The sequence below is a fragment of the Micromonospora musae genome, assembly GCF_003626635.1.
In the GTDB taxonomy this organism is placed as follows: domain Bacteria; phylum Actinomycetota; class Actinomycetes; order Mycobacteriales; family Micromonosporaceae; genus Micromonospora; species Micromonospora musae.
This window is the reverse complement of sequence record NZ_RAZT01000008.1, coordinates 324504-347073: the sequence shown is the minus strand read 5'-3', so window position 1 is coordinate 347073 and position 22570 is coordinate 324504. Positions and strand designations below refer to the sequence as shown.

24 protein-coding genes are annotated in these 22570 nt (G+C 73.0%); 8 read left to right on the top strand and 16 right to left on the bottom strand.

Translation table 11 applies throughout. The features are described from left to right. The first annotated feature begins 393 nt into the window (after positions 1–393). Both D7044_RS18180 and D7044_RS18175 read left to right on the top strand, forming a co-directional pair. A complete protein-coding gene (locus tag D7044_RS18180; protein WP_120680471.1) occupies positions 394–1692 on the top strand; it encodes a sensor histidine kinase in 1299 nt (432 codons plus the stop codon). 26 nt (positions 1693–1718) lie between these two features. Next, positions 1719–2375, top strand: a complete 657-nt coding sequence (locus D7044_RS18175) for a response regulator transcription factor (RefSeq protein ID WP_120680674.1) — start codon at positions 1719–1721, stop codon at positions 2373–2375. 3 nt (positions 2376–2378) lie between these two features. On the opposite strand, the gene D7044_RS18170 is transcribed toward D7044_RS18175, so the two are convergent. From D7044_RS18170 to D7044_RS18160, 3 genes are read right to left on the bottom strand one after another with little or no spacing between them, the layout of a single operon-like run. Continuing rightward, positions 2379–3029, bottom strand: coding sequence for an HAD family hydrolase (locus D7044_RS18170; RefSeq protein WP_120689604.1), 651 nt, complete (start codon positions 3027–3029; stop codon positions 2379–2381). Positions 3030–3054: 25 nt separating this feature from the next. Then, positions 3055–3309 (bottom strand): glutaredoxin family protein, encoded by a 255-nt coding sequence (locus tag D7044_RS18165; protein ID WP_120680467.1) that lies wholly within the window; start codon positions 3307–3309, stop codon positions 3055–3057. Beyond that, positions 3299–5032, bottom strand: a complete 1734-nt coding sequence (locus D7044_RS18160; RefSeq protein ID WP_120689603.1) for an AMP-binding protein — start codon at positions 5030–5032, stop codon at positions 3299–3301. The genes D7044_RS18165 and D7044_RS18160 overlap by 11 nt, the downstream gene beginning before the upstream one ends. Before the next feature lie 519 nt (positions 5033–5551). Between D7044_RS18160 and D7044_RS18155 the strand changes: the two genes are divergently transcribed. From D7044_RS18155 to D7044_RS18145, 3 genes are all read left to right on the top strand, one after another. Continuing rightward, positions 5552–6511, top strand: a complete 960-nt coding sequence (locus D7044_RS18155) for an ECF subfamily RNA polymerase sigma factor, BldN family (protein ID WP_120689602.1) — start codon at positions 5552–5554, stop codon at positions 6509–6511. Between the two features lie 277 nt (positions 6512–6788). Then, entirely contained in the window at positions 6789–7679 is an 891-nt protein-coding gene (locus tag D7044_RS18150; protein ID WP_411710988.1) for a DUF5667 domain-containing protein, read from the top strand. Positions 7680–7764: 85 nt separating this feature from the next. Beyond that, positions 7765–8637, top strand: coding sequence for an HAD family hydrolase (locus D7044_RS18145; protein WP_120689600.1), 873 nt, complete (start codon positions 7765–7767; stop codon positions 8635–8637). A gap of 30 nt (positions 8638–8667) precedes the next feature. Here D7044_RS18145 and D7044_RS18140 read toward each other — a convergent pair whose 3' ends face one another. The 8 genes from D7044_RS18140 to D7044_RS18100 all read right to left on the bottom strand — a co-directional run bounded on the left by D7044_RS18140 (position 8668) and on the right by D7044_RS18100 (position 15118). Beyond that, a complete protein-coding gene (locus tag D7044_RS18140; RefSeq protein WP_120689652.1) occupies positions 8668–9579 on the bottom strand; it encodes a lysophospholipid acyltransferase family protein in 912 nt (303 codons plus the stop codon). Positions 9580–9698: 119 nt separating this feature from the next. Further along, positions 9699–10772, bottom strand: coding sequence for an NAD-dependent epimerase/dehydratase family protein (locus D7044_RS18135; RefSeq protein WP_120689599.1), 1074 nt, complete (start codon positions 10770–10772; stop codon positions 9699–9701). 120 nt (positions 10773–10892) lie between these two features. Then, positions 10893–10994 (bottom strand): 30S ribosomal protein bS22, encoded by a 102-nt coding sequence (locus tag D7044_RS18130; protein ID WP_007465623.1) that lies wholly within the window; start codon positions 10992–10994, stop codon positions 10893–10895. A 336-nt stretch (positions 10995–11330) separates the two neighbouring features. Next, positions 11331–11540, bottom strand: a complete 210-nt coding sequence (locus D7044_RS18125) for a helix-turn-helix domain-containing protein (protein ID WP_076466789.1) — start codon at positions 11538–11540, stop codon at positions 11331–11333. Positions 11541–12031: 491 nt separating this feature from the next. Continuing rightward, positions 12032–13318: a hypothetical protein gene (locus D7044_RS18115; protein ID WP_120689598.1), complete on the bottom strand. Its 1287-nt coding sequence runs from the start codon at positions 13316–13318 to the stop codon at positions 12032–12034. 93 nt (positions 13319–13411) lie between these two features. Next, positions 13412–13759, bottom strand: coding sequence for a YrdB family protein (locus tag D7044_RS18110; protein ID WP_120689597.1), 348 nt, complete (start codon positions 13757–13759; stop codon positions 13412–13414). Next, positions 13756–14325, bottom strand: a complete 570-nt coding sequence (locus tag D7044_RS18105) for a TetR/AcrR family transcriptional regulator (protein ID WP_120680452.1) — start codon at positions 14323–14325, stop codon at positions 13756–13758. Before D7044_RS18105 ends, D7044_RS18110 begins: the two co-directional genes overlap by 4 nt. Further along, positions 14318–15118, bottom strand: coding sequence for an alpha/beta fold hydrolase (locus D7044_RS18100; RefSeq protein ID WP_120689596.1), 801 nt, complete (start codon positions 15116–15118; stop codon positions 14318–14320). Before D7044_RS18100 ends, D7044_RS18105 begins: the two co-directional genes overlap by 8 nt. Positions 15119–15196: 78 nt before the next feature. On the opposite strand from D7044_RS18100, the gene D7044_RS18095 reads away from it, so the two are divergent. Then, positions 15197–15601, top strand: a complete 405-nt coding sequence (locus D7044_RS18095; protein ID WP_120689595.1) for a VOC family protein — start codon at positions 15197–15199, stop codon at positions 15599–15601. 10 nt (positions 15602–15611) lie between these two features. Here the strand turns inward: D7044_RS18095 and D7044_RS18090 are convergent, their stop codons facing one another. Continuing rightward, complete coding sequence (locus D7044_RS18090) at positions 15612–16532, bottom strand: proline dehydrogenase family protein (protein ID WP_120689594.1); 921 nt, start codon at positions 16530–16532, stop codon at positions 15612–15614. 161 nt (positions 16533–16693) lie between these two features. Here D7044_RS18090 and D7044_RS18085 point away from each other — a divergent pair, with 161 nt between their 5' ends. Next, positions 16694–17284, top strand: coding sequence for a CGNR zinc finger domain-containing protein (locus D7044_RS18085; RefSeq protein ID WP_120680670.1), 591 nt, complete (start codon positions 16694–16696; stop codon positions 17282–17284). Positions 17285–17375: 91 nt separating this feature from the next. On the opposite strand, the gene D7044_RS18080 is transcribed toward D7044_RS18085, so the two are convergent. Both D7044_RS18080 and D7044_RS18075 read right to left on the bottom strand, forming a co-directional pair. Continuing rightward, positions 17376–18182: a sugar phosphate isomerase/epimerase family protein gene (locus D7044_RS18080; protein WP_120680444.1), complete on the bottom strand. Its 807-nt coding sequence runs from the start codon at positions 18180–18182 to the stop codon at positions 17376–17378. Between the two features lie 78 nt (positions 18183–18260). Beyond that, complete coding sequence (locus D7044_RS18075; RefSeq protein ID WP_120680442.1) at positions 18261–19205, bottom strand: Ppx/GppA phosphatase family protein; 945 nt, start codon at positions 19203–19205, stop codon at positions 18261–18263. Positions 19206–19283: 78 nt separating this feature from the next. Here D7044_RS18075 and D7044_RS18070 point away from each other — a divergent pair, with 78 nt between their 5' ends. Further along, positions 19284–20081, top strand: a complete 798-nt coding sequence (locus D7044_RS18070; protein ID WP_120680440.1) for a hypothetical protein — start codon at positions 19284–19286, stop codon at positions 20079–20081. A gap of 409 nt (positions 20082–20490) precedes the next feature. Here D7044_RS18070 and D7044_RS18065 read toward each other — a convergent pair whose 3' ends face one another. Together D7044_RS18065 and D7044_RS18060 are read right to left on the bottom strand one after the other, a co-directional pair. Continuing rightward, positions 20491–21174, bottom strand: coding sequence for a response regulator transcription factor (locus D7044_RS18065; protein ID WP_120680438.1), 684 nt, complete (start codon positions 21172–21174; stop codon positions 20491–20493). 22 nt (positions 21175–21196) lie between these two features. Then, positions 21197–22405 carry a sensor histidine kinase gene (locus D7044_RS18060; protein ID WP_407663382.1) on the bottom strand — a complete coding sequence of 403 codons (1209 nt, stop codon included), beginning with the start codon at positions 22403–22405 and terminating at the stop codon, positions 21197–21199. Positions 22406–22570 lie beyond the last annotated feature (165 nt).

Below are 22570 nucleotides of genomic sequence, written 5' to 3'. Positions count from 1 at the left end.
GGCGGTCGGCCGCTTCGGGACTCCCGCTGGCGACCGAGGGTGCCGGCTGTGCTAGCGGGGCGCGTCGAAATCACAGAGTAGGCGCTTGTGAAGAGGTGCACAAATCGCGATCTTGTCAGCTCGCGACGCGGCTCCACCTGGCCCTCCATTCCGCAAGATCGATCCGGCGGTATCCGCCGGCACCGCACGGAGATTATTGCTCAATCCCGACTTCTCTGACCAATCCCGCGCCGTGGGCGGCCTCCAATCGCCTTTTCGATCGGTGCGATCCGCTATTTTCCGGCCGAAAGCGCGACCACAACCGGTGGAGAAACCGGAGGTAGGGCCAGCCCTACGGCGCAGAGGACGGGCTGCGGGATGGGCCCCGGACCCCGGACTGCCTAGCCTTTTGACATGACCACCGTCACTGTCACCGCCAACCAGTCGAAGCTGGCGCCGACCGTCACCCGCCAACTGCTGCACGACTCCGGCTACGTGCTGCTCGGCTTCCCGTTGGCGCTGGCCAGCTTCGTCGTGCTGCTGGCCGGCACGGCGCTCGGCATCGGCCTGATGGTGACGGTGATCGGCCTGCCCGTCCTGGCGGGAACCCTCTACGCCGCCCGGGGCCTGGCCGACATCGAACGGCTCCGGTTGCCGTCCGTGCTGCACCAGCCCCGGATACGCCCCCACTACCGGGCGGCCGAGCCGGGCGCGAGCGCCTGGCGACGGATCTTCGTGCCGATCGCCGACGCCCAGTCCTGGCTCGACCTGTCGCACGGCATCTTCAAGCTGATCGTCGCGGTGGGCACCTTCGTGGTGACCGTGGTCTGGTGGGCCGGGGCCGTCGGGGGAACGCTCTACTGGGCGTACGACTGGGCGCTGCCCCACCCGCCGGACGAGACCGACCTGGCCGACCTGCTCGGGCTGGGCGGCACCACCGCCACCCGGGTCGGCCTCTACACCGCGATCGGCGTCTTCTTCCTGATCACCCTGCCGATCGTGGTCCGTGGCTGCGCCCTGCTGCAGGCCAGCTTCTCCCGGGCGATGCTCACCGGGGTGGCCGAGATGCGGGACCGGATCATCGTGCTGGAGGAGCAGAAGCGGGCCGCGGCCTCCGCCGAGGCGACCGCCCTGCGCCGGCTCGAGCGGGACATCCACGACGGCCCTCAGCAGCGGCTGGTCCGGTTGGCGATGGACCTCAGCCGGGCCCGGCAGCAGCTCGCCTCCGACCCGGAGGCGGCCGGGCGGACCCTGGACGAGGCCGTCGCGCAGACCCGGGACACGCTGGCCGAGCTGCGTGCCCTCTCCCGGGGCATCGCGCCGCCGATCCTGGTCGACCGCGGCCTGCCGAGCGCGCTGGCCGCGCTCGCCGGGCGCGGGCTGATCCCCATCGAGCTGCGGGTCGACCCGGAGCTCGGCACCCAGGGCGGCCGGCTCGACCCGGCGCTGGAGAACACGGCGTACTTCGTGGTGGCCGAGGCGCTCACCAACGTGGCGAAGCACAGCCGGGCGACCGAGTGCCAGGTGAGCGTCGAGCGGGCGGACCGCCGGCTCACGGTGAGCGTGGGCGACGACGGCCAGGGCGGGGCGCACGCGGCGAAGGGGCACGGGTTGGCCGGCATCGCCGACCGGGTCCGGGCCGCGGGCGGCGAACTGACCGTGATCAGCCCGTCCGGCGGCCCCACCGAGATCCGCGCCGAACTGCCGCTGTGAGCGCCGACGTGATAGACAACACCACCATGCGCGTGGTGATCGCCGACGATGCCGTACTGCTCCGCGAGGGGCTGGTGCGGCTGCTGACCGAGAGCGGGCACGAGGTGGTGGCCGTCGTCGGTGACGGCGACGCCCTGGTCGAGGCGGTGGTGGCGCACCGGCCGGACGTGTCGATCGTCGACGTGCGGATGCCGCCGACGCACACCGACGAGGGGCTGCGGGCGGCGGTGCAGGCCCGCCAACTGGTGCCGCGCAGCCCCGTCCTGGTCCTCTCCCAGTACGTCGAGGTGTCGTACGCCGACGATCTGCTCGCCACCACCGGCGGTGCCGGCGGCGGCGGGATCGGCTACCTGCTGAAGGACCGGGTCGCCGCGATCGACGAGTTCCTGGACGGGCTGCGGCGGGTCGCCGCCGGCGGCACGGTGCTCGACCCGGAGGTCGTCGGTCAGCTCTTCGCCCGGCGCCGCCGCGACGACCCGCTGAGCGAGCTGACCCCGCGTGAGCGGGAGGTGCTCGCGCTGATGGCCGAGGGGCGTTCCAACACGGCGATCGCGCGCGCCCTGGTGGTGAGCGACGGAGCGGTGGAGAAGCACGTGCGCAACATCTTCACCAAGCTCAACCTCCCACCCGACACCGAGCAGCACCGCCGCGTCCTGGCGGTGCTGGCCTACCTGCGCAACTGACCGTCAGAACAGGGACCGGGCGAGCCGCACGGCCTCGGTCAGCGTGTCGGCCACCGGGTGGCCGGAGGCGCGCAGCCGGGCCGGGTCGGTGAAACCGCCGGTGTAGAGCACGGCGCGACCGCGCACCGCCGAGGCGGCGTCCGCGTCGTCGATCGAGTCACCGATCAGCACCGCCGAGGGCCCGTCGACGCCCAGCTCGGCGAGGTGCTTCTGGAGCGACTCCGCCTTCCGGTCGCCGCCGGTCCCGCCGCGCAGCCCGTCCACCCGCAGGAAGTTCCCGGTCAGCCCGAAGCGGTGCACCGTCGGCACCAGCTCCTCGTGGAACCACATGGAGAGCAGCGACTGGCCGCCGGGCCACGCCTGCATCGCGGTCCGCGCGTCGGCGGCCAGCTCGCAGGTGGTGAGGCCGCTGCGGTACGCCTCGTGGAAGATCCGGTCCAGCCGGCCGAACTCCTCCTCGTCGACGGCCTGGCCGAGCACGTCGGCGTAGTACTCGGCGACCGGCCGGCGGAACCGCACCCGGTGCTGGTCGGTGGTCACGGACGGGCCTCCGACGCTGGCGAACACGACGTTGGTGGCGTCGATCACGAGGCTGAGGTCGTTGAGGAGGGTGCCGTTCCAGTCCCAGACCAGGTGGGGACGTGCAGGGGTCATGTCGCCGAAGGCTACCCGGCGGCGGTCAGAGCTGGGGGGTGGTGAGATCCCGGAGCAGCCGCTCCTCCTCCACCCGCCAGTAGCCGTGCTCCTTGCCGTCGAGCAGCACCACCGGCAGCCGGTCGCCGTAGTCGCGCTCCAGCTCCACGTCGGTCGTCACGTCCCACTCGATCCACCGGTCCCCGGTGACCGCGACCACCCGCCCCAGCGCGGCGCGCGCCTCCTCGCAGAGGTGGCAGTCGGGCCGGGTGATCAGGGTGAGCCGGGCGTCACTGGACATCGGGCACCTCCGTGCGCGGGTCGGCCGGAACCGACAGGTCGTCGGCCGGCGCCGCCGGGGACGGCACCGGGGCGGGCGTGGTGGCCGCCGAGCGAAGCTGCGTCTTACGGACCTTACCGATCACCGAGTGCGGCAGGGCGTCGACGAACTCGATGCCGGTCGGGCACTTGAACCGGGCCAGGTTCCGGGCGCAGTGGCCCTGCAGCTCCACCGCGGTCACCGGGTCACCGGGTGCCCGCACCACGTACGCCCGGACAGTCTCGCCCGTCCGCGGGTGCGGCACACCCAGTACCGCCGACTCGGCCACCCCCGGGTGCCCGTCGAGCACCGACTCCACCTCGTGCGGGTAGACGTTGAAGCCGTTCACCAGGATCAGCTCGCCGAGCCGGTCGACCAGGAAGAGGTCACCGTCCTCGTCGGCGTACGCGATGTCGCCGGTGGGCCACCAGCCCGCCGTATCCGGGCCGCCCCGCCCGTCCGGCCAGTAGCCGGAGAAGAGGTTCGGGCCCCGGACGACGATCTGGCCGGGGTCGGTGCCCGGTGCCGCGTCGGAGAGGTCCGGCCCGTCGGGGTCGTCGTCCGGCGCGGCCGTCCCGTCGTGCCACAGATCGGTGCCGTCGGCGCCGACCAGGCGCAGCTCGACGCCGGGCAGCGGCCGGCCGATCGAGCGGGCCTTGGGGTCCCGACCGACCAGGGTGGAGGTGAGCACCGGGGCGGTCTCGGTGAGGCCGTACCCGACGTGCACCGGGCGGCCGGCGACGGCGGTGAACCGGGCCGCCACGGCCGGCTCCAGCGGCGCCGCGCCGCAGACCACCAGCCGGACCGAGGCCATCGCCGCGGTGAGCGCGTCGCTGTCCGCCATGGACCAGGCCAGCACCATCGACGGTACGCCGACCAGCACGGTGACCCGGTGCCGGGCGACCGCGGCGAGCGCCATGTCGGAGCCGAGGTCGTCGACGAGCACACCTGTCGCGCCGTGCCGGATCACCGCGCCGAGCCCCGAGTTGAGCCCGTACGCGTGGAAGAGCGGCAGCGCCAGCAGCACGGTGTCCTCCGGCCCGACCACCGGTGGCTCGATGCGGCTCACCTGTTCGAGGTTGGCCGCGAGCGCGCCGTGCGACAGCATCGCGCCCTTGGGGCGTCCCTCGGTGCCGGAGGTGTAGAGCAGTACGGCGAGATCGTCTGCGCCGCGGACCGGAAGGTCGACGGTCTGCTCGCCGCTGTCGGCCGGCGGGCGGGTGTGCACCGCGGTGAGCGCCGGCAGCTCCGCGGCGTACGGGGCGACGAGGTCACGGACCCGCTCGGTGGCGATGAGCACCGCTGCGCCGGAGTCGGCGAGCACGTGCCGCAGCTCCCGCGCGGTGAAGTCGGCGTTGACGGGTACCGCGACGAGCCCGGCGCGCAGGACGCCCAGGTAGCTGGTCGCGAAGTCCGGCGTGTTGGGCAGGGCGACGGCGACCCGCGCCGGCCGCCCGTCCGGGTCCGGTGTGGTCGTGGTGGCGAGCGCGCGGGCCACCGCGGTCACCGAGGCGTCCAGTTCGGACCAGCTGAGCGTCCGGTCCCGCCAGTGCAACGCGGGCCGGTCGCCGTGGGTGAGGGCCGCCCGGCGTACCCGGTCGGCGAGGTTCGGGGCCGTTCCGATTCCTGCGTCCTGCACGGTGGCTGAGTCTCGCACAGCGGCCGACGGGCGGCCATGCCCCGCACGCGCGCGCCCGGATTCCATCGTCGGCAGTGCCGGTCCCGTTCACGGGACAGATTGTTGTGCCGAGGGTGATCCAATCGTGTCTCATCGATGGGACAGTGCGACATGGCGCCACGATTCCGTCCGCGGCCTGTCAGCCAGCCGGCCGACACGCCCGACCGACGCCCGGCACGACCCCGCTGACCAGGGCATCCACTCCGGACCACCGGGACCGGCCAAAGTCAACCGCACACGACGGACAACCGGTCCGCCATCGGTGCGACACGGCGGGAAATACTTCGGCCCTGTGTAACGGACTTGCCACGCGCGGGTGACGTTGGCCCCTATCATCACTCGGGTCGGCTCACCCCATTTGCCGTGAGTCGACACCCCTCAGCCCGAGGAGGCCCCCGTGCCCGTCAGCGCATTGGACCAGCACCTCAAGGGGAACTGCCGCCCGCCGGCACACCCCGGAACCGCCGTGCCCTCCGGTGGCTTGACCACCGGTGGCCGAGCGGTGCGACCGGCACGGCCGCTGGCCGGCGGGACGGGGGCCGGGCGATGAGCACCTTCGGCTACACGGAACGCCCGGTCGGCCTGACCGGCCCGACCCCCCGGAGCGCCGTCAACGAGCGCACCGCCGCGAGAACGGGCGGCCACGACGACGGCGCCGCACTCGCCGTCCAGGGCGAGGGCACCGCCAAACGGCTGCGTAACCGGCCGCACAACGAGCCGCCGGCCCGCCCGACCGTGCCCGGCGGGAACGCCAAGCAGCCCGGCGGCCGGGTCGTGGCGCCACCCCAGCGCGCCATGCCGAGCCGCCGCGTCGAGGACGCCCCCGCGGTGGCCGACCCGTCTGCGGGCGAGACGGCCGTGCTGCCCGCCGTGCCGGCCGCGGCCGCGCCCTCCGGCACCGGCAGCACCACCGGCTTTCCGAGCCGCCCCGACCCGTCCGATCCGGCGACCGAGGTGTGGGGGCTGGTCGAGCGGGCGCAGGCCGGCGAGTCCGAGGCGTTCGGCCTGATCTACGACAGGTACGTCGACACGGTCTTCCGCTTCGTCTACTTCCGGGTCGGCAACCGGCAGCTCGCCGAGGACCTGACCTCCGACACCTTCCTGCGCGCCCTCAAGCGGATCGGCAGCTTCACCTGGCAGGGCCGCGACCTGGGCGCCTGGCTCGTCACCATCGCGCGCAACCTGGTCGCCGACCACTTCAAGTCCGGCCGTTACCGGCTGGAGGTCACCACCGGCGACGTGCTCGACGCCGACCGCGAGGACCGCGGCCCGGAGGGCAGCCCGGAGGCGGCGGTGGTGGAACACATCACGAACGTCGCCCTGCTCAGCGCGGTCAAGCAGCTCAACCCGGAGCAGCAGGAGTGCATCGTGCTCCGCTTCCTCCAGGGCTTCTCGGTGGCGGAGACGGCTCGCGCGATGGGCAAGAACGAGGGTGCGATCAAGGCGTTGCAGTACCGCGCCGTACGCGCCCTGGCCCGCCTGCTGCCCGACGGCTTCCAGCCGTAGTCGTTACCGGGGCATTGCTGCACGATCTTCGATCGTGCAGCTCAGAGGCTTTTTCACGAGGTGATCCCCATCACTTTCCGTGATTTCCGCCCCGCCGGGCCCGTAACCCGTGCCCGGCGCGCTCCGTTTCTCCGGGTGCGACCGGTGGTTGCCCCGGTATCCCCCCGGGCCCCGGAGGTCGGCGGGCACATCCTGCCCACGACCTCATCTCGCGGTGTCACGTCGCCGCCGGTCGTCGGCCATACGGCGGCCGACCGGCCGTGACCAGCGAGAGGAGGTGCCCGCGGTGGACAACATCCTCTTCTCCCGCCGGCGCGCCGAGCGCTTCGCCCAGCTTCTCGACGAGGCGAACGGCGCCCGCAGGCATCATGTCCGGTCCCGGGTCGACGACGAGCTCGCCCCACTCGTGGCGGTCGGGCAGCGCATCGTCGCCGAGCGGCCCAAGGTCGAGGTGGATCCGGAGTTCCGTACCGGCCTGCGCGCCATGCTGCTGGCCACCGCCGAGCGCGAGGGGCTCGGCACACCGGCCGCCGCAAAGGCCCAGCCGGGCAGCGAGCGCGCCACGGTCGGCACCCGGAACTCCTTGCTGCCGGCGGTCACGGCCCGCCGGGCGCGCGCCCGCGGCGCCATCCTGATCGGCGTGGCGGCCGGCGCGATCGCCGTCTCCGGCATCTCGGCCGCCAGCGAGAACGCGATGCCGGGCGACGCGCTGTACGGCATGAAGCGCGGGACCGAGCGGGCCCAGCTCGCCCTGGCCAGCTCCGACATCAGCCGGGGTCAGCTCTTCCTCGACTTCGCCCGCACCCGGCTCGGCGAGTCCGCCGAGCTGCGCGGCGACCACGTCGGCTTCAGCAGCGTGCTCGACGACATGGACGCCGACACCCGCCAGGGCGTACGCCTGCTGACCGCCGCCGCCGTGCAGCGCGCCGACACGGCGAGCCTGGACGCGGTCAACACGTTCGTGACCGGGCAGCGGCGCGCGGTCGGCGACCTGCTCGACGGCGCCGGCCGGACCGACCGGGAGCGCACCCGCGAGTCGCTGGAGCTGCTCGACACGGTTCGGGAACGCTCCGACGCACTGCGTGCGGCGCTCGGCTGCGGCCTGCCCGCACCGGTGGCCAGCGACAGCCTCGGCCCGGCGCCCGACACCTGCCCCGCCGACCGCTGAGCGGCGGGCAACGCCAGAACTCCACCCGCCGTCCCCGGTCCGGCTACGCTCGCTGGAGGCTCACCGGTCCAGGGAGGGAGGTCGTGTGGCGCGCACCCGCAGGGTGACGGTCAGCACCGACGTCCACGGTCACACCGCCGGCTGGGCGGAGGCCGAGCCGGCCCCGCCGCCGTCCGCACCGGATCCGGCCGCAGCGGCCTTCTTCGACGTCGACAACACGATGATGCAGGGCGCCTCGATCTACTGGTTCGCCCGTGGGCTCGCCGCCCGCAACTACTTCACCACCACCGACCTGGCCCGCTTCGCCTGGCAGCAGCTCCGGTTCCGGCTCCTCGCCCGGGAGCACGCCGGCGACATGTCGCAGGCCAGGGACGCCGCGCTCGCCTTCATCGAGGGCTGGCGGGTGGACGACATGGAGCGGCTCGCCCAGGAGATCTTCGACGAGATGATGGCCCCGCGCATCTGGGTGGGCACCCGGCAGCTCGCCCAGCGGCACCTCGACGCCGGGGAGCGGGTCTGGCTGGTGAGCGCCGCGCCGGTGGAGATCGGGCGGGTCATCGCGTCCCGGCTGGGGTTGACCGGCGCGATCGGCACGGTCGCCGAGGTGGTCGACGGCGCCTACACCGGCCGCCTGGCCGGCGACCTGATGCACGGGCCGGCGAAGGCCGAGGCGGTGACGCAGCTCGCCGCGGTGGAGGGGCTCGACCTCACCCGCTGCGCCGCCTACAGCGACTCCGCCAACGACCTGCCGCTGCTCTCCACCGTCGGCCGGCCGGTCGCGGTGAACCCGGACGGTGCGCTGCTGCGCCGCGCCCGGGAGCACGGCTGGGAGGTGTGCGACTTCCGTACCGGCCGCCGAGCCGTCAAGATCGCCGTACCGTCCACCGCCGTGGCCGGCGCCCTGGTCGGTGCCGTCAGCGCCGGGCTGGCCCTGCACCGTCGCCGCCGCCCGGGCTGACGGAGGTCGCCGTCCCGGGGCGACGGGCGCTCACGGACCGAACGGGTCCGGACGGCGTTCGAGCAGCTTGTGCAGGGTCTGCTGAATGGTCTCCCGCACCTGGTCGGCGAGGTTGAAGACCACCAGCGGGTCGTCGGCGGAATCGGTCAGGTGCGCCGTCGGGATCGGCGGGCAGAACTCGATCAGCCACTTGCTCGGCAACGGGATCATGCCCAGCGGGCCGAGCCAGGGGAAGGTCGGCGTGACCGGGAAGTAGGGCAGCTTCAGCAGCCGGGCCAGCGGCTTGATGTCGGCGAGCATCGGATAGATCTCCTCGCCGCCGACGATCGCCACCGGCACGATCGGCGTTCCGGTCCGCAGCGCGGCCGAGACGAAGCCGCCCCGGCCGAAGCGTTGCAGCTTGTACCGGTCGGCGTAGAGCTTGCCGATGCCCTTGAAGCCCTCGGGGAAGACGCCGACGAGCTCACCCGTGGCGAGCAGCCGTTCGGCATCCGGGTTGCAGGCCACTGTGCCGCCCGACTTGCGCGCCAGCTCGGAGACGACGGGCATCCGGAACACCAGGTCGGCGCCGAGCAGGCGGAGGAACCGGTGCCCGGGATGCCGGTCGTGCAGGGCGGTCGCGAGGATCAACGCGTCCAGCGCGACCGTCCCGGAGTGGTTCCCCACCACCAGGCCCGCGCCGTCGGCTGGGACGTTCTCGATCCCGGTCACCTCGGTGCGGAACCAGTCCCGGTAGAGCACCCGCACCAGCGGATGCAGGACCCGCTCGGTCAGGTCCGGGTCGAAGCCGAACTCGTCGACCTCGTAGTCGCCGGAGAGCCGCCGGCGCAGGAACGCCAGGCCGCCGGCCACCCTCCGGTCCCAGGGGTCTCCGGGCAGGTCGGTCACCGCCGCCTCGGGCGGCCGCGGCGGCTCGTCGCGCGCGGTCGTCGCGCCGGGCATCGTCGGATCGGCCGGTCGGCGTCCGTTGCGCCGCGCCGGCTCCGCGGCCGGGTCCGGCGCGTCCATCGGTACGTCGAACCGGCCACCCTCGGCGCCCGTGTGTTCCCGCCCGACCCCGCTCACGACCGCTCCCGGACGGCGGTCCGCACCTGCCGGATCCCGTCGAGCACGGCCTGCTCGGCGGCGGCCAACTGTTCCCGGGTCAGCACGGCCCGACCGTGGTGGGCGCGGATGAAGTCGTCGAAGGCGGCGGCGGTCGAGCGGGGGGTGAAGCCGTACTCGCGCTCCAACCGGCCGGTGTCCACCACCCGACCGTGCACGAAGAGGTCGACCTGGTCCAGACCGATCCGGCCGAACCCGAGCCCACGCGCCAGCGCGGCGGCGTTGGAGAGCCCGGGTTCCAGCACCGGTACGGCCACCCGGCCGGCCCGCCGGATCGCCTGGGTCAGGGAGAGCACGCCCGGCCCGGCGACGTTGTAGGTGCCCGGATGGTCCTCGACGACGGACCGGTGCAGCACCTCGAGGGCGTCGTCGAAGTGCAGGAACTGCAGCCTGGGGTCCCGGCCGAAGACGGTCGGCACCAGCGGCTGGGAGAAGTAGCGGGTCAGCGTCGTGTCCGCGGTGGAGCCGATGAAGGGCGCGAACCGCAGGACCGTCCCGGTGACGTCGGGACGACGGCGGCGGAAGCCGCGAACGTACCCCTCGATGTCGAGGATGTCGCGGCCGAAACCGCCGCGCGGCACCTCGCGGGGCTCGGTCTCCTCCGTGAAGACCGCCGGGTCCCGGAACGACGCCCCGTAGGCCGCCGTCGAGGAGCGCACCACGACCTTGCGCAGCCGGGGCGCCCGCTGGCAGGCGGCGAGGAGCTGCATCGTGCCGATGACGTTCTGCTCCTTCATCGCCGCGCGACCGCCGTGCTGTGGATCGGGAGCGGTGGCGAGCGCGAGGTGCACCACCGCGTCGACGTCCAGATCCGCCAGGAGGTTGCCGAGCGAGCCCGCGTCGACGCGGAGCCGTTCCACCCCGTCGAGCAGGTCGGCGAACTCGCCATTGGAGTCGGGCGGGTCGATGCCGATGACCCGTTCGATGCGCGGGTCGGCGGCGAGCCGCGCGGCCACGTGCGCGCCGAGGTACCGACCCACTCCGGTGACGACGACGACCCCCGGAGCACCTGGGGTGCTACCGGGGGTCATCTACCGCACCTCCCTCGACAGGCGGGATCGTGCCGGGACAACCACGGCCTGATCACCTGAGCCTCCGAGGGTCGACAGGTGGCAAGTGACGCCGTTACCGGGCCGTCGGCCCGGCGGCGATCACTTGCCGAGACGGCGACGCTGGACGCGGGTCTTGCGCAGCAGCTTGCGGTGCTTCTTCTTAGCCATGCGCTTGCGGCGCTTCTTGACCACCGAGCCCATACGAAAGCCTTTCGATGCAACGTGCGGGGCGGACCGGCTGCCCCCACCACGCGGGTGGGCGTCGGCGACCGCTTGCGGACAACGGACCGGACCAGGTCGGGCGTCAGGGCGCACCGGGGTGCGATCACGGTCGGAGTCCAGGGTAGCGGGAGACTATCAGCAGGACCAACGCGGCCCCGTCGATGTGCCCTCGCCGGCTGCGTCAGGGCCACCACCGCGATGCTCGCGGACCGGTCGCCGGCCCGGATCGGACCGCTCGCGCCGGGCATCCGAGAAGCTCATCGCTCGGGCCCGCCGTGGTCGGTCGGGCCTCGACGCCCCTGCTGGTCCGGCGGCTCAGGCGGTCTCCTGAAAGGCACCGCGAAGGTACTCGTGCACCGCGTGTTCGGGCACCCGGAAGGACCGGCCGACCCGCACGGCGGTGAGTTCACCGCTGTGCACCAGGCGGTAGACCGTCATCTTCGACACCCGCATGACCGTCGCCACCTCGGCGACGGTCAGGAACTTGACCTCCGACAGTCGACCGTCGGACTGCGACCCGGTCATGGCTCACCCGTCCCCATCCCATGCCCAGCGCGCACCCGTGCCGGCGGAGTGCTCCCGCCCGGACCGGCGACGCGCGTGTTACCAGTACGGTAGCGGGGCGGCTGTGACCGGCGCGATCCCTTCGTACAACTGATCATGCTTCCGGCCTCGGGTTCACCCGTTCCGACCTGCCGATTTGCGCCCTGTCGCGGCGCGCGTCCCATTGCCGGGACCGGGACGCCCCGGAGTCGCTCCACCACGGAGAGCAGCCGGGGGTCCGCTCGACCCGGGCTTGTGTGCGCCGCCCCCGTCGGTCGTGCGCCGTCGGTTGCGGGCGGAAGGCGCCCGGTGGCTCCGGCGGCGCCACCGGAGCCACCGGGCGGGTGCCCCGGGCCACTTCCGGACGCGGCACCGGGGCTCCGCGCTGGGAGCGGGACCAGTGTCGCAGGTACGCCGCGACCGCCCGACACCGGTGGATCATGAAGGCCCGGTCGCCGGCTCGGCGGAGACCGTCAGGCGGCCAGCGTGCGGATGTACGCGACGCACTGGCCGTGCAGGGCCGACCATGGCTCGCCGAAGGCCTCCTCGGCCGCCTGCTCGGGCGGCGTACGGTCGTGCAGCACGGCCGCCACGAACGCGAGCAGCCGCTGCTCACCGAACCGGTCGACGAGGTGCCGGACGGCCAGGTAGCCGAGGCCGTAGCTGCCCGCGACCCGGGCGGCGGGCGCGTCGTCGGCCGGTGCGAGATCGTCGAGTCGACCGTTCCAGCCGCCCCGGACCAGCTCACGCACCTGGGCCATGCCCTGGTAGCGGCTCACCGGCTGACCGCCCGCGCCCGCGTACTCGGCCAGCCCCTCCACCAGCCACCAGGTGCTCCTGCCCGGGTAGCCCTGTTCGGGCAGGGAGGCGGCGTGGGTCAACTCGTGCCGGAGCAGGTCGTCGAGGCCCGCGGCGGTCGCCCCGTCCGCGTTGATCACCATCTCGTGGTGGCCACCGCCGACGGTGACCGCGTACCCGCCGGTCCACTTCGGGCGGCCACCGCCGTACCAGCGTTCCCACTCGGCGGGGCCGGCGTAGTAGATCCGGTAGCGGTCCGGCGGCGAGCCGGCCACCGCGTACCGGTCGGCGACCTTCGCCGCCGCCTCGGCCTGGGTGAGCAGGGCGGGCAACTTGCCGCGCAGCGCCGGCGTCGTGGCGACGCTGGTTCGCGCGCCGGTCGCCACGGCCAGTTCGCTGACCTCCCACGGGCGGGTGCCGGTCTCCGCCGACTTGGACTCCTCGACGGCGACGAGCCGGGGCTGCCGCGCGTCGTCGCGCCAGCGGGTGCCGGCGAGCACCGGGCTGGGGCGGCAGCCGGGCACCGCGAAGCAGTACTGGAAGCGCACCAGCATCCGCCACTCGCCGGGCCGGTCGCCGATGGCGGTGGGCAGGCCGGTCACCTCGGCCCGCCAGGTGGTCACCCCCAGCGCCCGCAACGCGTTGAACCGGCGGCGAAGGTCGGTGTGCGCGCTCGGCTCGGCCACGGCGAGGAAGCCGGCCAGGTCGCCCGCGAGCAGCGCGGCGGACTGTCGGTTCAGCACGGCGGCGATCCGAGCGGCGAAGTCACGCGCGTCCCGGGCCGGGTCGCCGGCCGTGGGATCGGCGCGTTGCACCACCGCCCGCCCGCCGGGCTCCCGAATCGCCGCTGTCAGGACCGCCGCCGGTACACCGCAGGTGATCAGCAGCAGTACGACCAGCGTGAGCACCGTCCACAGGGGTCGGATCCGACGCGGGGCGGCTTCGTCCAGACCGTCCGTCACCCGGCGAAGGGTAACGACCTTTCGCCCGATCCGGCGAGGCCGGCGTCACCGGCGCTCCCCCGCAACGACTGCCGTTCGGGCATTCTCTGTCGGTCAGGTCGGGCGGTTGGTGGCGCGGACCAGCGCGGCGGTCGCCGCCCAGGCGGCCACCAGTGCGCCCCCGAGCAGCGGCCCGGCCAGTGCCGCGAGCATCGCGCCGCCGGCCACGAACCAGGCGGCCTGGAAGCCGTACCTGGCCGGCAGCGGCAGCGTGATCCGCGCCTTCGGCGAGCCGTAGACGCCCCAGAGCGCGGCGAGCAGCAGCGGCACCGCGACGGCGGAGAGCAGTCGGAGCGGCAGGCCGGCCTCCACCGCCCAGCCCCACCGGGCGCCGATCACCAGCACGACCAGCTCCAGCAGGAACAGCAGGAGGAGCGCGAGCGCCCGGATCGGGGTTCTCATGCCCTGCGCCAGCCCTGCAGCGCCGTGTCGAGCGAGGCGACCATCTCGTCGTACGAGCGGTCGAGGTCGCGGGGCAGGCCGAAGCCGCCGGCCGCCTCCAACGAGACGAACCCGTGCAGCGCGCTGCGCAGCGTCCGGGCGGCGTCGACCGCCGCGTCGCCGGTGATCCCGTAGCCGTGCAGCACCGCGTAGATGACACCGACGGCGCGCTCCCCGGCGGCCACGTGGTCCGGGTCGGCCGGCTCCGGCACCTGCTGGGTGGCCGGGTAGCGGCCGGGGTGCCGGCGCGCGTACGCCCGGTAGGCGGCGGCGACGGCGTGCAGCGCGTCGACACCGGCCCGTCCGACGGCGGCCGCCGTCAACTCGTCGGCCAGCTCCGCCGTGGCGTACGCGGAGAGCTTCTGGGCGAGCGCGTCCGCACCTCGGACGTGCTTGTAGAGACTGGGCAGGGCGACGCCGAGCCGGCCGGCCAGCGCGGCGAGAGTGAGCTGCTCCCGGCCGACCTCGTCGACCAGCCGGGCCGCCTCGCGTACGACTATCTGCTGGTTCAGCCCGACCCTAGGCACCGGTGGTCACCTTCAGGAACGCGATGAGCTGCTCCGCCGTGGCCGCCGGCTGGTCCGCGTGCGGGTAGTGGCCGGAGCCTTCGATCATGCGCGCCTCGGCGGTGCCGAAGAGTCGCCGAGCGGCCCGCGCCTCGGCGCCCGGGTCGCGGAAGTCCGGGTCACGGGCGCCCATGAGGACCAGGACCGGCTGCCGGACGTCGCGGGCCCGGGCGGTCCAGTGCGGCTCGACGAGGGCGACCACCCCGCGTACCGCCGCCATCCGGCCGTGCTCGCGGAGGTTGGCCACCATCGCCCGCCGGTAGTCGGCGTCGTCGGCGGGACGGGTCACCGGGAAGAGCGTCTTGTGGAACATCCCGAAGAGTCGTGGACTGCGCAGCACCACCGCCTGGGCGAGCCGCATCAGCGGGTTCGCCTCGGGCGGCTCGACGAACGCGCCGACCAGCACGATCCCGGCGACCCGCTCGGGCGCCTCGGCGGCGGCGAAGACGACGGCGGCGGCGCTGGACGAGCTGCCGACCAGGACGGCCGGGCCGCCGCCCAACTCGTCGACGACGGCCAGCAGGTCGCCACCGACCTCTGCCGGGGCGTACGTCGGCCAGCCGACGCTCGACGCGCCGTGCCCCCGTACGTCGACTGCGGCCACCCGGTGCCCGGCCGCGACGAGCAGTGGGACCAGGTGCCGGTAGGAGGCCCGGTTCTCCCCCATGCCGTGCGCGAGCACGACGAGCGGACCCGCCCCGTGGACCTCGTACGCGATCCGTCCAGCGGATCGCTCAACGTAGCTAACACTCATAACCCAAAAGCTAATCTCATTAGCTAAATTCGTCAAGGGGTTGACCTCACCTCGACTTCAACTCGCACGATCACCGACATGCCGAACCTTCGCTCCGCCGTACCGCACCTGCGCATCGCCCGCCCGAGCCGGGACCTGGCCGCGGCCGAACGCTTCTGGGTCGACGGCCTCACCCTCGACGTGCTCTGGCGCTCCACGGCCGATGGGCCGGACGAGCACGACCTGCTGATGCTGGGCTGGCCGGACGCCCACTGGCACCTGGAACTGGTCGCCGCAGACGCGCCCACCCCGACCCCGACCGAGGAGGACCTGCTGGTCCTCTACCTGGACGGGCCGATCGACGAGGATCTGGTGCGGGAACTGGAACGGGCCGGCGGGACGAGAGTCTCCGCCGGCCCGTACTGGGACCGCTGGGGGGTGGCGCTGGCCGATCCGGACGGCTACCGCCTGGTGCTCAGCACCCGGGGCTGGTCGAACCGGTGAACGAGCCGAGCTACTTCTTCGAGACCAGAGCGCGGGCGAAGAAGGCCAGGTTGGCCGGGCGCTCGGCGAGCCGGCGCATCAGGTAGCCGTACCACTGGTCGCCGTACGGAACGTACGTGCGCAGGGTGTAGCCCTCACCGACGAGCCGGGCCTGCTCCTCCGGCCGGATGCCGTAGAGCATCTGGAACTCGAACCGCTCCGGCCCACGGTCGAACCACCGGGCCCGGTCCTCGCCGATCGCGATCAGCCGCGGGTCGTGGGTGGCCAGCATCGGGTAGCCCTCGCCCGACATCAGAATGTTCATGCAGCGGACGTAGGACTTGTCCACCTCCTGGGCGGACTGGTAGGCCACCGACTCCGGCTCCTTGTAGGCCCCCTTGCAGAGGCGTACGCGGGAGCCCGCCGTGGCCAGCTCCCGGCAGTCCGACTCGGTCCGCCGCAGGTACGCCTGGAGCACCGCCCCGGTCGACGGATAGTCCTTGCGCAGCTTGGCGAGGATCTCCAGCGTCGAATCGGTGGTGGTGTGGTCCTCCATGTCCAGGGTGACAGTGGTGCCGACCGCGTCCGCCGCCGCGCAGATCGCCCGCGCGTTGTCGGCGGCGAGCTGCTCGTCGAACATCTGCCCGAGCGCGGAGAGCTTCACGCTGACCTCGGCCGCCGGGGTGAGCCCGGCCTCGCCGAGCAGCCGCAGCAGCGACAGGTACTCGTCCCGGGTGGCGTTGGCCTGATCGGGGGTGACGGTGTCCTCGCCGAGGTTGTCGAGGGTGACCGCGAGACCGTCGTCGACGAGCGCACGGGTCACGTGCAGCGCGTCGTCGGTCTTGGCGCCGGCCACGAACCGGCGTACGACGTCCCGGGTGAACGGGGCCGTCGCGACGAGCCGCTCGACCTGGGATGACCGAGAAGCGGCGAGGATGACGGAACGGAGCATGAGCCGAGGGTAACGCCCGCCTGGAGCCCGTCGCCGAGGGGCGGCCCGCAGCTCAGCAGGGGCAGGTGCGGGAGCATCGGCCGGCACGGACGGTCACGCCCACCCTCCGCCGCACTACATCGACGCGCCACGTGGCGTCCGAGTCGTCTACCGTTGTGGGCGTGAACTTCGACGCGTACGCCCGGACCGGCGTTGACCTCGTCAACGCCCGCCTGGACGACCTCGACGACCTGCGGGCCAGCTTCCCCGAGACCAGCGCCTGGATGCGCGAGGAGGTCGCCGAGCGGGACCTGGCGATCTTCCGGCGGGCGCAGAAGCGCCTACGTGACGTCTTCGACTACGGCACCTCCGGGCGGGACGCGGACGCGGTGGCCGAACTCAACGCGCTGCTCGAGGCGTTCCCCGTGCAGCCGCGCATCTCCGGCCACGACTCCAGCGACTGGCACATGCACGTGACCAGCCGGGGTGCCTCGGTGAGCGCGGAATACCTCGCCGGTGCCGTCTGGGGCCTATCGGTCTGGCTCTGCGAGTACGGCAGTGCCCGCTTCGGCGTCTGCGCCGACGAGCGCTGCGGCAACGTCTACCTGGACACCTCGTCGAACTGCTGCCGGCGGTTCTGCTCCGAGCGCTGCGCCACCCGGTCCCACGTGGCCGCGCACCGGGCACGCAAGCGGGCCGCGATCGGCGAGCAGCAGGCCGCCGCCGTCGCCGCTCAGCCGGTGCCGGCCGACTCGCTCACGCCCGTCAGCTGAGCTCTCCGCACGCCCGGGGTGCCGTCGCCGGCAGCGCCCCGACGGCCGGATCAGCGTGCACCGGGGCCGGTCACCGCGGCCTCGGCGGAGGTCAGGCGTCGACCGGGGACGGCGTGCCCAGGTGCTGACGGGCGAAGTCCAGCGCGTCGCGCAGGTCGGCCTCGCGTACCGCACGGCTGCGCGCACCCCGCGTCGACACCTCCACCGCCACCGAACCGGTGAAGCCCCGCCCGGCCAGTGACCGCAGCACCTCGGCGCAGGGCTGGGTGCCGCGTCCCGGGACGAGGTGCTCGTCGCGCCCCTCGCCGGTGCCGTCGCCGAGGTGGACGTGCGCCAACGCGTCGCCCATCCGGTCGGCCATCTCCATCGAGTCGGTGTGCGACGCGGCGCAGTGCGACAGGTCGAGCGTGTACGCGGGGTAGCCGGCCTCCGTCGGATCCCAACCCGGGACGTACGGGACGAACTGCCGGCCGGCCATACGCACCGGGTACATGTTCTCCACGGCGAACCGCAGGTCCGGGTGGCGGTCGGCGATCTCGGCGAGCCCCTCGCCGAAGTTGCGGGCGTAGTCGCGCTGCCAGCTGAACGGCGGGTGCACCACCACCGTGGGCGCCTCCAGCGTCTCGGCGAGCTCGGCGGACCGGCGCAGCCGCTCCCACGGATCAGGGCTCCACACCCGCTGGGTGACGAGCAGGCAGGGCGCGTGCACGGAGCGCACCGGCACCCCGTAGTGCTGGGCCAGGCCGCGCAGCGCGCCGCCGTCCTGGCTGACCGCGTCGGTCCAGACCATCACCTCGAGCCCGTCGTAACCGAGGGCCGCGGCCAGCTGGAAGGCTGCCGCGGTCCGCTCCGGGAAGACCGAGGAGCTGGAGAGAAGCACCGGGACTCGGGACGTCACATCAGCCAGGGTAGCTCCGCCGGGCCCACCGCACATGGTGACGAGCGACCACAAAGCGGCCGTACCGCGCTGGGGTCCTCAACGTGGACCGAACTGGTCGAGCCGGCGCAGGATGACGCCTTCGCGCAGCGCCCAGGGGCAGATGGTCAGCTTCTCGAGGTCCAGTTTGCGCATGACCGCCTCCGCGACGACCGCGCCGGCGAGCAGCTGGTGCGCCCGCCCCATGCTCACCCCCTCCAGTTCGGTGAGCTGCCGGGGCGGGATGAGCCGGATGAAGCCCATCACCTGGCGCAGCCCGGTACGGGTGAGGCTGCGCTTGGCCCAGACCCCCGCGCCGGAGGGGGCCGCTCCGGCCAGCCGGGCCAGGGTCCGGAACGTCTTGGACGTACCGACCGGCCGCTCCCAGCCCACCTCGACGATCTCCTCGACGACCGGGTCGAGCTGCGCGTCGACGTACTCCCGCAGCTCCTCCACGGCGCGGGCGGACGGTGGCGCGTCGTCCTCCGGCGACAACCGCAGCCGCTCCCGGGTCAGCCGGCCCGCGCCGAGCGGCAGCGAGACGGCGGACGTCGGGTCCTCGTCGATCCCGGCGGCGATCTCCAGGGACCCGCCGCCGATGTCCAGCAGCAGCAGGCGCCCTGCCGACCAGCCGAACCAACGCCGCACCGCGAGGAACGTCATCCGCGCCTCGTCGGCGCCGGGAAGCACCTCCAGGCGTACGCCGGTCTCGTCGCGGACCCGGGCCAACACCTCGGCGGCGTTGGTGGCGTCCCGCACGGCCGAGGTGGCGAACGCGATCAGGTCGTCGGTGTTCAGGCCGGCGGCCGCCGCCTTCGCCATGCTCACCGCCTTGACCAGCATGTCGGCGCCGACCTCGGTGAGCGCGCCGTCGGGGCCGATCTGCTCGGCGAGCCGGAGCACCACCTTCTCCGAGTGCGCCGGCCAGGGGTGCGCGCCATGGTGCGCATCCACCACCAGCAGATGCACCGTGTTGGAACCGACGTCGAGGACCCCCAGTCGCATGGTTCGACCCTAGGGCAACAGGTTTCCTCGGCTCACCGGCCCGGACGGCCTACCACGCGTACGCTGGGCCGGGTGACGATGGAGCTCCGCGTGCTGGTGGACGACCCGGGTGACCCGCGCAGCCGCGAGGTGCCGCTGGATTTCCCCCGGGAGTGGCTCGAGTTCACCGATCCGGCCGACGAGACTCACCTGATCCGGGCCGACCTCACCTGGCTGCTCTCCCGCTGGACCTGCATCTTCGGCCAGGGTTGTCACGGCATCATCGCCGGCCGGGCCGCCGACGGCTGCTGCTCGCACGGCGCCTTCTTCACCGACGCGGACGACGAGAAGCGGGTACGCACCGCCGTGAAGCGGCTCACCCCGGAGACCTGGCAGCACTTCCGCCGGGGCTTCAAGAACTGGACCGAGAACGACACGGTCGACGGCAAGACCCCGGCCCGCCGGACGGCCACCCGCGCGGCGGACGCCCCCTGCGTGTTCCTCAACGAGCCGGACTTCGCGGGCGGCGGCGGCTGCGCGTTGCACGCCCAGGCGCTGCGCGACGGGGTGCACCCGCTGGAGTACAAGCCGGACGTCTGCTGGCAACTGCCGATCCGTCGGGACCAGGACTGGGTCAAGCGGCCGGACAACACGAAGGTGCTGGTGTCCACCCTGTCGGAGTTCGACCGGCGGGGCTGGGGCGCCGGCGGGCACGACCTCGACTGGTGGTGCACCTCCTCGACCGACGCGCACGTCGGCACCGAGCCGATGTACATCTCCTACGGCCCGGAGCTCACCGCGCTCATCGGCGCGCCGGCCTACGGGAGGCTCGCGGAACTCTGCGCGGCCCGGTCCCGCCAGGGTCTGGTCGCCCCGCACCCGGCCGACGGGTCCTGATCACCCCGCACCGGCCCTGATCGCCCTGCCAGTGGCGGGCGGGCTGCCCGCCGAACCCACGTCGTCACCGAACGCCATACGGGGTGGCTCGCACGCACCGCAAGTTGGCGCCGCGCCGCGCCGCGCCGCAGAGTCGCGCCCGCGTCGCAGGGGCGCGCCGCCGGGTCGGGCCCTCGTCGCGAGGGGCACCGCCAGGTCGGGCCTTCGTCGCTAGGGTGTACCTGCTCAGCCCGGCACGGCGCGCGCCGGTTGATCGACTCGGTTTCCTTGATGTCGGGGTGTCCCGGCCGCGTGATGCCCCGACTTCAAGGAACCGGAGTCGATCACCGATCGCGACTGGGGTGATTGGCGAACCGTGTCCGGTTTGCGGCCCGCGCAACCTGGGGCGTCCCCCGTTCGCCTCCGCCGATCAGGGCTCGAACTTGTAGCCCAGGCCCCGCACCGTGACGATGTAGCGCGGCGCGGACGGCTCCGGCTCGATCTTGGAGCGGAGTCGCTTGACGTGCACGTCCAGGGTCTTGGTGTCGCCGACGTAGTCGGCACCCCAGACCCGGTCGATGAGCTGCCCCCGGGTGAGCACCCGGCCGGCGTTGCGCAGCAGCAGCTCCAGGAGCTCGAACTCCTTGAGCGGGAGCTGCACCCCGCCGCCGTCCACGGTCACCACGTGCCGCTCGATGTCCATCCGGACCGGGCCGGCCGCCAGCGTCGGGGTGCCCGACTCGGCTGCCTCGGGCGTCTGCCGGCGCAGGACGGCACGGATCCGGGCCACCAGTTCGCGCGGCGAGTAGGGCTTGGTGACGTAGTCGTCCGCCCCGATCTCCAGGCCGACGACCTTGTCGATCTCGCTGTCCCGCGCGGTGACCATGATGATCGGCACGTGCGAGCGCTGCCGGAGCTGCCGGCAGACCTCAGTACCCGACATTTCGGGCAGCATCAGGTCGAGCAGCACGATGTCGGCTCCGGTCCGGTCGAACTCGGTCAGGGCCGACGGGCCCGTCGCGGCGACCGAGACCTCGAAACCCTCCTTGCGGAGCATGTAGGACAGGGCGTCGGAGAACGACTCCTCGTCCTCGACCACCAGTACGCGGCTCAACGGGTGTTCCTTTCCATTGCTGTCAGACCTGCCGAAGTTCGGGTGAACCGGACTCGATCCCAGCCCCCGGTAGTGTCGTCAGAAGGTCTTCCGGGGGACGAGCGGGCAGCCGGAGGGTGAACGTCGACCCACCACCAAGAGTGCTCGACACATCGACCCGTCCGCCATGGTTGCTCGCGATGTGTTTCACGATGGCCAGCCCCAGCCCCGTCCCCCCGGTGGAGCGGGAACGCGCCTGGTCGGCTCGGTAGAAGCGCTCGAAGATCCGGTCGACGTCCGTGGGGGCGATGCCGATGCCCTGGTCGGTGACGGCGATCTCGACGTGTTCCTCGCCACGACGCGTCTCGATCCGCACCTTCGTGCCGTCTGCCGAGTAGTTGATCGCGTTCTCCACCAGGTTCGCCACGGCGGTGGCGAGCTGGCTGTCGCTGCCGTAGACGGTGAGACCGCGTTCGCCGTCCGCCAGCACCTCGATCTCGCGGGCGGAGGCCGTGGTGCGCGTACGGTCGGCGACCTCGGCGATCACCCAGTCCACCGAGACCGGCTCGGGCGCCGGCTGTGGCTCGGCCCCCTGCAGGCGGGTCAGTTCGAGCAGTTCCTGCACCAACCGGCCGAGCCGGGTGGATTCGTGCTGGATGCGCTCGGCGAAGCGACGGGCGGCGACCAGGTCCTCGGACAGGTCCGGCGCGACGTCGGTGGCCGGCTCCGTGGCGTCGAGCAGCGCCTCGGCCAGCAGCTGCAGCGCGCCGATCGGCGTCTTCAGCTCATGGCTGACGTTGGCCACGAAGTCGCGCCGCACCCGGGCCAGCCGGTGCGACTCGGTCACGTCGGCGGCCTCGACGGCGATGTAGCCGCCGCCGACCCCCATCGCCCTCAGGTGCACGCCGAGCGGGTTCTCCCCCGCGTTGTCGCGGCCTCGGGGCAGGTCCAGCTCGATCTCGCGCCGGATGCCCGTCCGCCGCACCTGACCGGCGAGGGTACGAATCAGTGGGTGCGCCGCTATCGAGCCCGGGCTGGCGCCAGTGCGCAACAGACCCATCGCCCGCGCGGCGGGATTGACCAGAACGGGAACGTCGTCCGGATCCAGCACGACGACGCCGGCTCGGAGGGAGTCGATCGTACGGCGGCCGAGCCCAGCCTGCGGATCGTCGGCTATCGCGGGCCTCCCCCTGCTCACGAGGGAACTGCCGCCCCCCGTCGACTTGTCGCGGCTGCTCCACCTCGACCGGATCCCGGGCAGGAAGATGCCGACGACCACTCCGGTCGCCAGCGCTACGGCCACCACGACCGCCACCGCCCATTCCACCTGGCGATCGTAGGGTCATTGTTAACCTGGCTACCGCCCAGAAAGGGATGAATCAGGCTCGGTTACGGCAAAATTTACGTAACCGTCGGG